The following is a 13,295-nucleotide window of genomic DNA, read 5'->3' on the forward strand; positions in this document are numbered from 1 at the left end:
CCCCCGGGCGCACGGCCCTTCCGGCGGCCGACGGGCCGTCCCCCGGGTGGTGACGGTCCACCCACTGAGACGTGACGGACCGTCGAAAGATTGCCAGTGACCGAATCAGGGGGGTGCTGCTACTCTGCGGCGTCACAGAGCGCACACACGTGCGATCCCGCACATGCGTGCGCCGTCGTCCCAGGGGGAGCCCCGCCGTGAGTCAGCCCGTGCAGCCGCCGAACCAGCCCCAGCAGCCCTACGGTCAGCCGGTGGACGGCAACCCGTACGCGGGCGGCCCGGGCCAGGGCGCCCCCTCCGCACCGACCGGCAACCCCTACGGCCAGCAGCCCCCCGCCCCCGCCGGCAACCCGTACGGCCAGCAGCCGCCCGCCCCGTCCGGCAACCCGTTCGCGGGGCAGCAGCCCGGCCAGGGGGCCCCGTTCGGCGGCGCGCCCCACACTCCGCCGCCCCCGGCCCGCGACAACCTCCTGCTCGGCATCGGCGTCGCGTTCGGCGTGGCGATCCTCGCGGGCATCCTGTACGGCGTGATCGCGGGCTCCATCGAGCGCGAGGTCGGCTACGCGGCGGTCGGCGTCGGCTTCCTGGTCGGCTTCGCGGCGAGCAAGGTCGGCGGCTCCAACCCGGCGATCGTCGCCGCCTCGGCCGTCTTCTCGGTCGGCGCGGTCTACCTCGGCCAGCTCGTCGGCATCTCGATGGTCCTCGCCGACCTGGCGCAGATCCCGTTCTCCGAGGTCGTCGGCGACCACTTCGACACCGTGACGAAGGCGTGGTCGGAAGAGGCGGACTTCATGACGTACCTCTTCCTCGCCCTCGGCGCGATCGCCGCCGTCGGCGGTTCGAAGAAGGCCCGCTGACACCGGACGGCAGCACGCGCCGAAGGGCCCGGACCGGTCCCCCTCTCGGGGGGCGGTCCGGGCCCTTCGCGTACGTACGGGAGGTACGGGGCGGGTCAGCGGCTGTGCTGCGAGTCCGCCACCGTCACCTCGACGCGCTGGAACTCCTTGAGGTCGCTGTAGCCGGTGGTGGCCATCGCGCGGCGCAGGGCCCCGAAGATGTTCATCGAGCCGTCCGGCGTGTGCGAGGGGCCGGTGAGGACCTCCTCCGTCGTCCCGACCGAACCGAGGTCGACCAGCTTGCCGCGCGGCACGTCCTCGTGGACGGCCTCCATGCCCCAGTGGCGGCCGCGGCCCGGCGCGTCGGTGGCGCGGGCCAGCGGGGAGCCCATCATCACGGCGTCCGCGCCGCAGGCGATGGCCTTCGGCAGGTCGCCGGACCAGCCGACGCCGCCGTCCGCGATGACGTGCACGTACCGGCCGCCGGACTCGTCCATGTAGTCGCGGCGGGCGCCGGCGACGTCCGCGACGGCGGTGGCCATCGGGACCTGGATGCCGAAGACGTTGCGCGTGGTGTGCGCCGCGCCGCCGCCGAAGCCGACGAGGACGCCGGCCGCGCCGGTCCGCATCAGGTGGAGGGCGGCGGTGTACGTGGCGCAGCCGCCGACGATGACCGGGACGTCCAACTCGTAGATGAACTGCTTCAGGTTGAGCGGCTCGGCCGCGCCGGAGACGTGCTCGGCGGAGACCGTCGTCCCGCGGATGACGAAGATGTCCACCCCCGCGTCCACGACCGCCTTGGAGAACTGGGCGGTGCGCTGCGGGGAGAGCGCGGCGGCGGTGACGACGCCGGAGTCGCGCACCTCCTTGATGCGCTGCCCGATCAGCTCCTCCTGGATGGGGGCGGCGTAGATCTCCTGGAGGCGGCGGGTGGCGGCCTCGGCCGGCATCTCCGCGATCTCGTCCAGCAGCGGCTGCGGGTCGGCGTGCCGGGTCCACAGCCCTTCCAGGTTCAGCACGCCCAGGCCGCCGAGCTCACCGATGCGGATCGCGGTCTGCGGGGAGACCACGGAGTCCATCGGAGCGGCCAGGAACGGCAGCTCGAAGCGGTAGGCGTCGATCTGCCAGGCGATCGAGACCTCCTTCGGATCCCGGGTGCGGCGGCTCGGAACGACGGCGATGTCGTCGAATGCGTAAGCCCGGCGGCCGCGCTTGCCGCGCCCGATCTCGATCTCAGTCACGATGTGTGGCCTTTCCCTCTACGTCTGCGCTGACCAGTATCCCCGACACGCCCCGAGGGGCGGTACCGGAAACTCCGGTACCGCCCCTCGCCTGCGGCGACGCGTTACTTCTTGCTGTAGTTCGGCGCCTCGACCGTCATCTGGATGTCGTGCGGGTGGCTCTCCTTGAGGCCCGCCGAGGTGATCCGGACGAAGCGGCCCTTGCTCTCCATCTCGTCGACCGTGGCGGCGCCGACGTAGCCCATGGTCTGGCGCAGGCCGCCGACGAGCTGGTGGAGGACGTTGCCCAGCGGACCGCGGTAGGGCACCTGGCCCTCGATGCCCTCGGGGACGAGCTTGTCGTCCGAGGCCACCTCGGCCTGGAAGTAGCGGTCCTTGGAGTAGGACCGGCCCTGGCCGCGGGACTGCATCGCGCCGAGCGAACCCATGCCGCGGTACGACTTGAACTGCTTGCCGTTGATGAACATCAGCTCGCCCGGGGACTCCTCGCAGCCGGCGAGCAGGCTGCCCAGCATCACGCTGTCGGCGCCGGCGGCCAGCGCCTTGCCGATGTCGCCGCTGTACTGGAGGCCGCCGTCGCCGATCACCGGGACGCCCGCGGCGCGCGCGGCGAGCGCGGCCTCGTAGATCGCGGTGACCTGCGGGACGCCGATGCCGGCGACCACGCGGGTGGTGCAGATCGAGCCGGGGCCCACGCCGACCTTGACGCCGTCGACGCCGGCGTCGATCAGCGCCTGGGCGCCGTCGCGGGTGGCGACGTTGCCGCCGATGACGTCGACGCCGACGCTCGACTTGATCTTCGCCATCCAGTCGAGGGCGTTGCGGTTGTGGCCGTGCGAGGTGTCGACGATGAGGAAGTCGACCCCGGCGGAGGCGAGCGCCTGGGCGCGGTCCAGCGCCTCGGGGCTGGCGCCGACGGCCGCGCCGACCAGCAGCCGGCCCTCGGCGTCCTTGGCCGCGTTCGGGTACTGCTCGGCCTTCTTGAAGTCCTTGACCGTGATGAGGCCCTTCAGGAGGCCCGCCTCGTCGACCAGCGGCAGCTTCTCGATCTTGTGGCGGCGCAGCAGCTCCATGGCCTCGACGCCGGAGATGCCGACCTTGCCGGTGACGAGCGGCATCGGCGTCATGACCTCGCGCACCTGGCGCGTGCGGTCCGACTCGAAGGCCATGTCGCGGTTGGTGACGATGCCGAGGAGCTTGCCCGCGGCGTCGGTGACCGGCACGCCGCTGATGCGGAACTTCGCGCAGAGCGCGTCCGCCTCGCCGAGCGTGGCGTCGGGGTGCACGGTGATCGGGTCGGTGACCATGCCGGACTCGGACCGCTTGACCAGGTCGACCTGGTTGACCTGGTCCTCGATGGAGAGGTTGCGGTGCAGCACGCCGACACCGCCCTGACGGGCCATGGCGATCGCCATGCGGGCCTCGGTCACCTTGTCCATGGCGGCGGACAGCAGGGGGATGTTCACCCGTACGTTGCGTGAGATGAGCGAGGAGGTGTCCACAGCGTTGGGCAGGACCTCGGACGCGCCGGGCAACAGCAGCACGTCGTCGTAGGTCAGCCCGAGCGTCGCGAATTTCTCGGGCACTCCGTCGACGTTTGCAGTCATGACACCTTCCCCAAATGGCCTTGATCGGTGCGGATGTCCATGCTAACGGCCCGAGGAGGCGTCTCATTCCACGAGCAAGATCACCCGGTGGTTCCGTAGCTTCGCACCAAGCGGCTCCGGGGGCCGCGCGGCGTTCCCCTGCTCCGCGCCCCGCGGCGCCCGCCGGCCGCCCGGCGGGCGACGGGCCGCCGCTCGGCCGAGGTCCGGCTACTGCTCGGCGAGCGCCCGGAGTCTGCTGAGCGCGCGGTGCTGTGCGACCCGGACCGCGCCCGGCGACATCCCGAGCATCCGCCCGGTCTCCTCGGCGGTGAGTCCGACCGCGACCCGCAGGACCAGCAGCTCGCGCTGGCTCTCCGGGAGGTTGGCCAGCAGCTTCTTGGCCCAGGCCGCGTCACTGCTGAGCAGGGCCCGCTCCTCCGGTCCGAGGGAGTCGTCGGGCCGCTCCGGCATCTCGTCGGAGGGGACGGCGGTCGAGCCGGGATGGCGCATCGCGGCGCGCTGGAGGTCGGCGACCTTGTGGCCGGCGATGGCGAAGACGAAGGCCTCGAAGGGCCTGCCGGTGTCCTTGTAGCGCGGCAGCGCCATCAGCACCGCGACGCAGACCTCCTGCGCCAGGTCCTCCACGAAGTGACGGGCGTCACCGGGAAGGCGGTTGAGCCGCGAGCGGCAGTAGCGCAGGGCGAGGGGGTGGACGTGGGCCAGCAGATCGTGGGTGGCCTGCGCGTCGCCGTCGACGGCCCGGTGCACGAGGGCACCGATCACCGTGGTTTCGTCGTCGCGCATCGGACCATGGTGCCCTGATGCCTTCGGGTCCGCTCCACCACGTCCCGAGTTGTGCACCGAAGCGTTATGAGCGGGTGCGCCGGATGTCATGTCCTGCGCCCTCCCCTTCCGCTCGACCGAATCGTTCCCGAGGAACTCCACGACTCAAGGATGCGTCATCGGCCGGGAAGCGTCACATGGCGCCGGAGCGGGCGCCCTCATGCGGGGTGCGGGGCGGCGGGCCCGCTCCGTGACCCCGCCCGCGGAACGGCGGACGGGGCGCGGTCCGGGCCGGCCCTCAGCGGACCAGGCCCCAGCGGAACCCGAGGGCCACCGCGTGAGCGCGGTCCGAGGCCCCGAGCTTCTTGAACAGGCGCCGGGCGTGGGTCTTGACGGTGTCCTCGGACAGGAACAACTCCCGTCCGATCTCCGCGTTGGAGCGGCCGTGGCTCATGCCTTCGAGCACCTGGATCTCCCGCGCGGTCAGTGTGGGGGCCGCCCCCATCTCGGCGGACCTCAGCCGGCGCGGGGCGAGCCGCCACGTCGGGTCGGCCAGCGCCTGGGTGACCGTGGCCCGCAGTTCGGCGCGCGAGGCGTCCTTGTGCAGATAGCCGCGGGCCCCGGCGGCGACCGCGAGCGCGACGCCGTCCAGGTCCTCGGCGACGGTCAGCATGATGATCCGGGCGCCGGGATCGGCGGAGAGCAGCCGGCGGACCGTCTCCACACCCCCCAGACCGGGCATGCGTACGTCCATCAGAATCAGATCCGAACGATCGGCGCCCCAGCGGCGGAGGACTTCCTCGCCGTTGGCGGCCGTCGTCACGCGCTCGACGCCGGGCACGGTGGCCACCGCGCGACGGAGCGCTTCTCGGGCGAGCGGGGAGTCGTCGCAGACGAGGACGGATGTCATGACCGTCCTCCGCAGCTGATGCGCGTCACCTTGAGCCTCCAGGCTGAATCAAGTCGTCACCTGTGCGGTCGACCCCCTCGGACATGTGCCCGAGCCGGATATTCGTCAACCGCATCCGTTCCCTTAACGACGGTCACTCGAAAGAGTTACGGGTCGGGCGGCCGAGTTCGGCACTCTACGTGAAGGCGTGAACACGGAGGAGAACGACGCGGATGATTCACCCGTCAACTTGATCTTCACCCTCCGGCATGCCCTATTTGGCAGCTTTTCTTCCCTTTCGAGGGTGTCTGTGGCTAGATTCGCAATCAGTCATATTTACATCTACTAGCACCGTAGATGTACGGTCGAGACTTCGGTCACACCGATCACCGACGGTCCGCACACCGCAGCCGTCGATCCCAGACGGTCGAGATGCCGCTTCCGACGCAGCACAGCTCCGAGGGGACAAGCAATGGCAGATTTCTCCCGCCTTCCCGGACCCAACGCAGACCTGTGGGACTGGCAGCTGCTCGCCGCCTGCCGCGGCGTGGACAGTTCCCTGTTCTTCCACCCGGAGGGCGAGCGCGGCGCCGCCCGCAGCGCTCGCGAGACCTCCGCCAAGGAGGTGTGCATGCGCTGCCCGGTACGGGCCGAGTGCGCCGCGCACGCCCTGGCCGTACGGGAGCCCTACGGCGTGTGGGGCGGCCTGACCGAGGACGAGCGCGAGGAGCTGATGGGCCGGGCCCGGACCCGCCTGATCACCGCCGCCGCGGGGAGCCCCGCCTCTCCGGGCCCCGGCGCCACCTGACCCCCGCACGCGCCCCCTGAACGCAGAAACGTTTCTCCGACGCCTCGGCCTCCCGCGCCCTCGGCCCCCCGTGCCTTCGGCCTCCGGCACCCCAGGCCTCCGGCGCCTTCGGCCTCCGGCGTTCTCAGCCCTCCGGCGCCTTCGGCCCGCCGGACCCGCCCGGTCGCGGCCGGCGCCGGGCGGTGCGGCCCGGCGCGGCCTCAGCGGGCGGCCGTGCGCGCGAGTTGGTCCAGCGTGGCCGCCACCGCCGGAACCCGTGCCAGGTCCGGCAGCGTCAGCGCGACGATCTCCCGCTCGATGGCGGGCTCGACCGGCACGGCCCTGGCCCCCTGGGGGCGTACCGTCTCCACGGCCAGCTCCGGCAGCACCGCCACCCCGAGCCCGGCCCCGACGAGGCCCATCACCGCCGGGTAGTCGTCGGTGGCGAAGTCGATGCGCGGGGCGAACCCGGACTCCTCGCAGACCTCGACGAGCTGTCGGCGGCAGCGCGGGCAGCCCGCGATCCACGACTCCTCGGCCAGCTCCCCGATGGACACGCTCTCCGCCTCCGCCAGCCGGTGCCCCTCCGGGAGCAGGCCGATCAGCCGATCGGTGAGCAGCGGCCGGACCACCAGGTCGTCCCACTCGCCGCCGCTCGCCCCGTAACGGAACGCCAGGGCGATGTCGCAGTCGCCCTCGCGCAGCAGGTCCACCGAGCGCGGCGGCTCGGCCTCCACGAGCGAGACGCGGGTGCCGGGGTGCTCGGCCCGCAGCGCGGCCAGCGCCCCCGGGACCAGGGTGGAGCTGCCGCTGGGGAAGGAGACCAGGCGGACCCGGCCGGCCCGCAGCCCGGCGATGGCGGCGATCTCCTCCTCGGCGGCGGTGAGCCCCGCGAGGATGCCCGAGGCGTGCCGTACCAGCGCCTCGCCGGCCTGCGTGAGGCGCATCTCGCGTCCGGTGCGGATCAGCAGCGGGGTGCCGGCCGACGCCTCCAGGGCCTTCATCTGCTGGCTGACGGCGGGCTGGGTGCAGCCGAGTTCGCGGGCGGCGGCGGAGAACGAGCCGGTGGTGGACACGGCGCGCAGGACACGGAGGTGGCGGGCTTCGATCACCTCTCCAGCATAAGGAATGCTTGGAGAAGAAGCCTATTGATATCGGATGACTTGGGGTGTACGCGGCGGCTAGCGTGAGCGCATGAAGCTGCTGACCGTGAACACCGGCCGCCCTCGCCACTCTCCCCACACCGACGGCCCGGAGGGCCTGACCGGGATCGACAAGCGACCGGTGGAGGGCCCGGTCGAGGTGCGCGACCCGGGGGCCAAGGGGGCCGGCGGGAGCGGTCTGGCCGGGGACACCGTGTGCGACCTGCGCCACCACGGCGGCAGCGACCAGGCGGTGTACGCGTACGCCCGTGAGGACCTGGACGCCTGGGAGCGGGAGCTGGGCGGCCGGACCCTGGCCAACGGGGTGTTCGGCGAGAACTTCACGACCCTGGGCCTCGACGTCAGCGGTGCGCTGATCGGCGAGCGCTGGCGGGTGGGGACGGACCTCGTACTGGAGGTGACCTCCGGGCGCATCCCGTGCCGGACCTTCGCCGGACACCTCGGCGAGCAGGGCTGGGTCCGGCGGTTCACTCAGCACGGCGTCACCGGCGCGTACCTGCGGGTGGTCGAACCGGGGACCGTCCGTGCCGGGGACCCCGTGGAGATCGTGCACCGGCCGGACCACGAGGTCACCGCCGCCCTGCAGTTCCGGGCCGTGACGACCGAGCGCACCCTGCTGCCCGCCCTGCTGGCGGCCGGGGACGCGCTACATCCGGAGGCGCTGCGCAAGGCGCGGGAGTACGCCGGGCGGCAGGACTGAGGGGGCGGCGGCAGGGGGCCGCACGAGCCCGGCGGCTCGCCGACCGGTGACGCGGGGCCGTACCCCCAGGGGCAGCCCGGCGGGTCGGCCGGGAACTGGACCGGTGCACGGCGCGTCCCCCTCCAGTGACCCGCGCCCGATCATCAGATGCCGAGCCGAGCGGCACGTCTCAGGGGGAAGACCATGCCCGACCCGCAGCAGCCCTGGTACACCCCGGGCCGGCCGCAGCAGCCCGTTCCCGATAATCCGTACGCCTCGGGGCCCGGTACGCCGCAGGGGTACGCGCCGCCTCCGGCCGGTGCGGGCTACGGGCCGCCAACACCTCCCCCGCCCCCGCCGGGTCGCCGCCGGTTCGGCCGGGGCCCGGTCGTCGCCGCGGTCGTCGTGCTGGTGCTCGTGGTCGTGGCGGGCGGGGTGTACGCCGCCACCGACTGGGGCCGGGGCGAGCCCGCGAAGCCCGTGGCGAAGAAGTCGCCCGGTCCCTCCGCCTCGGCGTCCCCGTCCTCCGCGCCCCCGGCGGGCGGCCCCGAACTGAGCCACATCCCGACGACGAAGGAGGTCGCCGCCGCACGGAAGCCGGGCGAGGCGGCGGCGTGGATCGCCGACGACAAGACCGACATCCCCAAGCAGATCAACAAGGTCCACGACCTGTGGATCGTCGGCGACACCGCCGTCCAGGCGCTGTACCGGAAGGTCACGGCCTACCGGCTCTCGGACGGCGCCGAGGTCTGGAGCGTGACCCTGCCCAGCTCCGTCTGCGAGACACCGGCCAACCCCACGCCCGACGGCAAGGTCGTGGTCTTCCGTCACGAGCGGCCGGACAACGAGCGGAGCAACCTCTGCAACCAGATGCAGATGATCGATCTGAAGACCGGGAAGCAGGGGTGGAGCAAGAAGCTCGACGAACCCGGTGACGAGGACGACACGTTCATCGTCCACAGCGCCATCAGCGGCGACGTCCTCTCCGTCGCCCGGGGGCAACGGGCGGTGGCCTACCGGATGGGCGACGGGAGCACGCTCTACAAGGTCCCCTCGGAGAAGAAGGGCGCCTGCTTCCCCGACGACGTGGCGGGCGGCCCGGCCCGGCTCCTGGTCAACTACACCTGCATGGTGTCCATGGACCGGAGCAAGAACTACGGCCAGGTACGCGAGCTCGACCCCCGCACCGGCAAGGTGCTGTGGCGCTACCGCACGAAGACCGGCTGGAGCTTCGGCAGCCTGATCTCCATGGACCCGGTCGTCTTCACCACCTACAACAACGAGGACACCGCGAAGGACTGGCGGATCACGGTCCTGGACCCCGGCGGCAAGCACCGCGTCACCTTCGACGCCCGTGGCAAGGGTTTCGAGGAGTGCGCCGGCACCGGGTCCGGCGGCGACATCCAGCCCTGCCGGGGCTCGGGGGTCGGCAAGGGCCTGATCATGCTGGGCGGCCAGGACCAGGTCGGCGCGTACGACGTGAGGACCGGGAAGTTCCTGTGGGGCATCAAGGACAACCGGATGAGGACGCTGTATCCCCTGCGCGCGGAGGACGGCAACGCGATGCGTGTCTACGAGGCGGCCGGCCCCAGCAGCCCGGGCCGGACCTTCCTGATGGGCCCGCGCGGCGTCGGCACGGAGACGGAGGTCGTGAAGCACCCGGCGGCGACCGCCCGGTGGGAGTACGAGATGTTCTCCGCGCATACCGCGTACGTGGACGGACGGCTCGTGCTGACGCCGACGCACGTCAGCGGCGACGAGAACCACAAGCCCGTGCGCGAGGCCCGCATGCTGTCCTTCGCGCCGGGGTCCCCCTGACCCATACCCGGGGGGTGCTGCCCCGGTACGGCTCAGGGCGTGAGCTGCCGGATGCCCGGGGCGCGGTACGCACGTCCCACGAGGACGACGGGACGGCGGACGAGTTCGTGGTGGGGGGAGCAGGGGCGGCGGGCGGGTGAGCCGCCGGAGCACGCGGGGCACTAACGTGCCGCGTATGACGACTGCACTGATCACGGGCGCGACGGCGGGCATCGGGGCCGCGTTCGCGCGGCGTCTCGCGGCCCAGGGGCACAACCTGGTGCTGGTGGCGCGGGACACCGAGCGGCTGCGCGACCAGGCCACCGAACTGCACGACCGGCACGGCATCGAGGCCGAGGTGCTGAGCGCCGACCTGTCCACGGACGGCGGTATCGAGGCGGTCGAGAAGCGGCTCGGGGACCGCAGACACCCGGTCGATCTACTGGTCAACAACGCGGGGTTCGGCAACAAGGGGCGCTTCCTGGAGGTGTCCATGGCCGATGAGCTGACGATGCTCAAGGTGCACTGCGAGGCGGTGCTGCGGCTGACGGCGGCGGCGGTCGCCGGGATGAAGGAGCGGGGCCGGGGCGGGGTCGTCAACGTGGCGTCCGTCGCGGCGTTCGTGCCGCGCGGTACGTACGGGGCGTCCAAGTCGTGGGTGGTGCAGTTCACCCAGGGCGCGGCGCGGGACCTGGCCGGGTCGGGGGTGCGGCTGATGGCGCTGTGCCCCGGGTTCGTGCGGACGGAGTTCCACGAGCGGGCCGGGATGGGCACGGACAACATCCCGGGCTGGATGTGGCTCGACGCGGACAAGCTGGTGGTCTCGGCGCTGGAGGACCTGGGCCGGGGGAAGACCGTGTCGGTCCCGGACCCGCGCTACAAGGCGCTGATGGGGCTGGTCAAGATCGCCCCGCGGGGCCTGCTGGGCGGGGTCACCTCGCGGACGGGGCGCAAGTACGGCCCGCGGTAGCCGCGCCCGCGACGGTGGCCGGACGCCGCCGCGCGAGCCCGACGCACCGAGGCCCGGCGCCCCCGCGACGGGGGTGCCGGGCCTCGGGCGTACCGGGAGGTACGGGCCGTGCTAGTGGGAGTGGCCGTGCCCGGCGTCGGCCTCTTCCTCGGCCGGCTTCTCGACGACCAGGGTCTCGGTCGTGAGCAGCAGCGACGCGATGGACGCGGCGTTCTCCAGGGCGGAGCGGGTGACCTTGACCGGGTCGATGACGCCGGCCTTGACCAGGTCGCCGTACTCGCCGGTGGCGGCGTTGAAGCCCTGGCCCTTGTCGAGGTCGGCGACCTTGGAGGTGATGACGTAGCCCTCCAGGCCGGCGTTCTCGGCGATCCAGCGCAGCGGCTCGACGGCGGCGCGGCGGACGACCGCGACACCGGTGGCCTCGTCGCCGGTCTTGCCGAGGTTGCCCTCCAGGACCTTCACGGCGTGGACGAGGGAGGAGCCACCGCCGGAGACGATGCCCTCCTCGACCGCGGCGCGGGTGGCGGAGATGGCGTCCTCGAGGCGGTGCTTCTTCTCCTTGAGCTCCACCTCGGTGGCGGCGCCGACGCGGATGACGCACACGCCGCCGGCCAGCTTCGCGAGGCGCTCCTGGAGCTTCTCGCGGTCCCAGTCGGAGTCCGTGGACTCGATCTCGGCCTTGATCTGGTTGACGCGGCCCTTGACGTCCTCGGCGTTGCCGCCGCCGTCGACGATGGTCGTGTCGTCCTTGGAGACGGTGACGCGGCGGGCGGTGCCGAGCACGTCCAGACCGGCCTGGTCGAGCTTGAGGCCGACCTCCTCGGCGATGACGGTGGCACCGGTGAGGGTGGCGATGTCGCCGAGCATGGCCTTGCGGCGGTCGCCGAAGCCCGGGGCCTTCACCGCGACGGCGTTGAAGGTGCCGCGGATCTTGTTGACGACGAGGGTGGAGAGCGCCTCGCCCTCGACGTCCTCGGCGATGATCAGGAGCGGCTTGGAGCCGCCGGCCTGGATGACCTTCTCCAGGAGCGGGAGCAGCTCCTGGATGGAGCCGATCTTGCCCTGGTGGATCAGGATGTACGGGTCGTCGAGGACGGCCTCCATACGCTCCTGGTCGGTCACCATGTACGGGGACAGGTAGCCCTTGTCGAAGGCCATGCCCTCGGTGAACTCCAGGTCCAGGCCGAAGGTGTTGGACTCCTCGACGGTGATGACACCGTCCTTGCCGACCTTGTCCATCGCGTCCGCGATGAGCTCGCCGACCTGCGGGTCCTGCGCGGAGAGCGCGGCCACGGCGGCGATGTCGGCCTTGTCGTCGATCGGACGGGCGGTCGCGAGGAGCTCCTCGGACACGGCCTTGACGGCGGCGTCGATGCCCTTCTTCAGGGCGGCCGGGGAGGCGCCGGCGGCGACGTTGCGCAGGCCCTCGCGGACGAGCGCCTGGGCCAGGACGGTCGCGGTGGTGGTGCCGTCGCCCGCTACGTCGTTGGTCTTGGTCGCCACCTCCTTGACGAGCTGGGCGCCCAGGTTCTCGTACGGGTCGTCGAGCTCGACCTCGCGCGCGATGGTGACACCGTCGTTGGTGATGGTGGGGGCACCGAACTTCTTGTCGATGACGACGTTGCGGCCCTTGGGGCCGATCGTCACCTTGACCGTGTCGGCAAGCTTGTTGACGCCGCGCTCAAGGGCGCGACGGGCGTCCTCGTCGAACTTCAGAATCTTCGCCATGGGCTGTACTTCCCTCTCGAACGAACTGCGCCCCTCGCCGCCCGGCTAGTCAGTCGCTGGGGGCCAGGGGCGCAGAACACAAGCAAACGTGGGTGAATTACTTCTCGACGATCGCGAGGACGTCGCGGGCCGAGAGGACGAGGTACTCCTCGCCGTTGTACTTCACCTCGGTGCCGCCGTACTTGCTGTACAGGACGACGTCGCCGGTCTTGACGTCGAGCGGAAGTCGCTCGCCGTTCTCGAAGCGGCCCGGGCCCACGGCGAGGACGACGCCCTCCTGGGGCTTCTCCTTCGCGGTGTCCGGAATGACCAGGCCGGAAGCCGTGGTCTGCTCGGCGTCGAGCGGCTGGACCACAATGCGGTCCTCGAGCGGCTTGATCGCAACCTTGGAGCTGGTGGTCGACACGATCCGGTCTCCCCCTTCGGAGATCTCACGGGGTTTAACAGTCAGTGGGAGGCGAACGGACCGATCCGTCGTCGCGGGTGCCGGACCTGCCCTGTCGCGCAAAGTGGTGCTGGCACTCTCCAGGGGGGAGTGCCAGACCTGAGACTATGACCGCGATTAGCACTCGGTCAAGCGGAGTGCCAATTCACCACCCTCGCGCCGCCCCGGCCGGGGGCTGGGCCGGTACGCCGCCGCCGTCCCGGCCCCGGCCCGGCGGGAGCGCCGCCGCCCTCTCCACCGGGCCCCGTCGGGTCGCCGTCCGGACAACGCGGGGAGGGAGCGCGGGGTTCCGTACAGCGCCGCCGGAGCGACGCGTCCCCACAGCCGCCGCCCCGGCGCGGCCGGAGGGGAGCACGGCCGCGCCGGGCCCGGCGGCCGCGCGGAGCCGCTG

12 protein-coding genes are annotated in these 13,295 nt (G+C 72.0%); 5 read left to right on the forward strand and 7 right to left on the reverse strand.

The features are described 5' to 3' along the window. Positions 1-197 precede the first annotated feature (197 nt). Complete coding sequence (locus tag AMK24_RS03360; protein WP_242434897.1) at positions 198-857, forward strand: hypothetical protein; 660 nt, start codon at positions 198-200, stop codon at positions 855-857. 95 nt (positions 858-952) lie between these two features. Here AMK24_RS03360 and AMK24_RS03365 read toward each other — a convergent pair whose 3' ends face one another. The 4 genes from AMK24_RS03365 to AMK24_RS03380 all read right to left on the reverse strand — a co-directional run bounded on the left by AMK24_RS03365 (position 953) and on the right by AMK24_RS03380 (position 5,356). Then, positions 953-2,077 carry a GuaB3 family IMP dehydrogenase-related protein gene (locus tag AMK24_RS03365; RefSeq protein WP_073764801.1) on the reverse strand — a complete coding sequence of 375 codons (1,125 nt, stop codon included), beginning with the start codon at positions 2,075-2,077 and terminating at the stop codon, positions 953-955. A gap of 104 nt (positions 2,078-2,181) precedes the next feature. After that, positions 2,182-3,684: an IMP dehydrogenase gene (gene guaB, locus AMK24_RS03370; protein ID WP_073764803.1), complete on the reverse strand. Its 1,503-nt coding sequence runs from the start codon at positions 3,682-3,684 to the stop codon at positions 2,182-2,184. Between the two features lie 207 nt (positions 3,685-3,891). Continuing rightward, complete coding sequence (locus AMK24_RS03375) at positions 3,892-4,467, reverse strand: sigma-70 family RNA polymerase sigma factor (protein ID WP_006126954.1); 576 nt, start codon at positions 4,465-4,467, stop codon at positions 3,892-3,894. 277 nt (positions 4,468-4,744) lie between these two features. Then, the gene (locus tag AMK24_RS03380) at positions 4,745-5,356 is read right to left on the reverse strand and encodes a response regulator transcription factor (RefSeq protein WP_003948568.1); all 612 of its coding nucleotides are present in this window, start codon (positions 5,354-5,356) and stop codon (positions 4,745-4,747) included. A gap of 451 nt (positions 5,357-5,807) precedes the next feature. Between AMK24_RS03380 and AMK24_RS03385 the strand changes: the two genes are divergently transcribed. Continuing rightward, positions 5,808-6,143 (forward strand): WhiB family transcriptional regulator, encoded by a 336-nt coding sequence (locus AMK24_RS03385; protein WP_073764805.1) that lies wholly within the window; start codon positions 5,808-5,810, stop codon positions 6,141-6,143. 200 nt (positions 6,144-6,343) lie between these two features. On the opposite strand, the gene AMK24_RS03390 is transcribed toward AMK24_RS03385, so the two are convergent. After that, a complete protein-coding gene (locus AMK24_RS03390; RefSeq protein ID WP_073764807.1) occupies positions 6,344-7,234 on the reverse strand; it encodes a LysR family transcriptional regulator in 891 nt (296 codons plus the stop codon). 82 nt (positions 7,235-7,316) lie between these two features. On the opposite strand from AMK24_RS03390, the gene AMK24_RS03395 reads away from it, so the two are divergent. The 3 genes from AMK24_RS03395 to AMK24_RS03405 all read left to right on the forward strand — a co-directional run bounded on the left by AMK24_RS03395 (position 7,317) and on the right by AMK24_RS03405 (position 10,731). Next, positions 7,317-7,985, forward strand: coding sequence for an MOSC domain-containing protein (locus tag AMK24_RS03395; protein ID WP_073764809.1), 669 nt, complete (start codon positions 7,317-7,319; stop codon positions 7,983-7,985). A 183-nt stretch (positions 7,986-8,168) separates the two neighbouring features. Then, the gene (locus AMK24_RS03400) at positions 8,169-9,782 is read left to right on the forward strand and encodes an outer membrane protein assembly factor BamB family protein (RefSeq protein ID WP_073764811.1); all 1,614 of its coding nucleotides are present in this window, start codon (positions 8,169-8,171) and stop codon (positions 9,780-9,782) included. A gap of 175 nt (positions 9,783-9,957) precedes the next feature. Then, entirely contained in the window at positions 9,958-10,731 is a 774-nt protein-coding gene (locus tag AMK24_RS03405) for an SDR family NAD(P)-dependent oxidoreductase (RefSeq protein ID WP_073764813.1), read from the forward strand. Between the two features lie 111 nt (positions 10,732-10,842). Here AMK24_RS03405 and groL read toward each other — a convergent pair whose 3' ends face one another. Next, positions 10,843-12,459 carry a chaperonin GroEL gene (gene groL, locus AMK24_RS03410; RefSeq protein ID WP_073764815.1) on the reverse strand — a complete coding sequence of 539 codons (1,617 nt, stop codon included), beginning with the start codon at positions 12,457-12,459 and terminating at the stop codon, positions 10,843-10,845. A gap of 97 nt (positions 12,460-12,556) precedes the next feature. Then, complete coding sequence (gene groES, locus AMK24_RS03415; protein ID WP_003966899.1) at positions 12,557-12,865, reverse strand: co-chaperone GroES; 309 nt, start codon at positions 12,863-12,865, stop codon at positions 12,557-12,559. Between the last annotated feature and the right edge of the window lie 430 nt (positions 12,866-13,295).

Source organism: Streptomyces sp. CB02366, assembly GCF_001905905.1.
GTDB lineage: Bacteria > Actinomycetota > Actinomycetes > Streptomycetales > Streptomycetaceae > Streptomyces.

Coding starts and splice junctions, on each gene's coding strand:
- groL (WP_073764815.1), bottom strand. CDS start 12,459: ATGGCGAAGATTCTGAAGTTCGACGAGGACGCCCGTCGCGCCCTTGAG.
- AMK24_RS03395 (WP_073764809.1), top strand. CDS start 7,317: ATGAAGCTGCTGACCGTGAACACCGGCCGCCCTCGCCACTCTCCCCAC.
- AMK24_RS03400 (WP_073764811.1), top strand. CDS start 8,169: ATGCCCGACCCGCAGCAGCCCTGGTACACCCCGGGCCGGCCGCAGCAG.
- AMK24_RS03380 (WP_003948568.1), bottom strand. CDS start 5,356: ATGACATCCGTCCTCGTCTGCGACGACTCCCCGCTCGCCCGAGAAGCG.
- guaB (WP_073764803.1), bottom strand. CDS start 3,684: ATGACTGCAAACGTCGACGGAGTGCCCGAGAAATTCGCGACGCTCGGG.
- AMK24_RS03385 (WP_073764805.1), top strand. CDS start 5,808: ATGGCAGATTTCTCCCGCCTTCCCGGACCCAACGCAGACCTGTGGGAC.
- AMK24_RS03405 (WP_073764813.1), top strand. CDS start 9,958: ATGACGACTGCACTGATCACGGGCGCGACGGCGGGCATCGGGGCCGCG.
- AMK24_RS03375 (WP_006126954.1), bottom strand. CDS start 4,467: ATGCGCGACGACGAAACCACGGTGATCGGTGCCCTCGTGCACCGGGCC.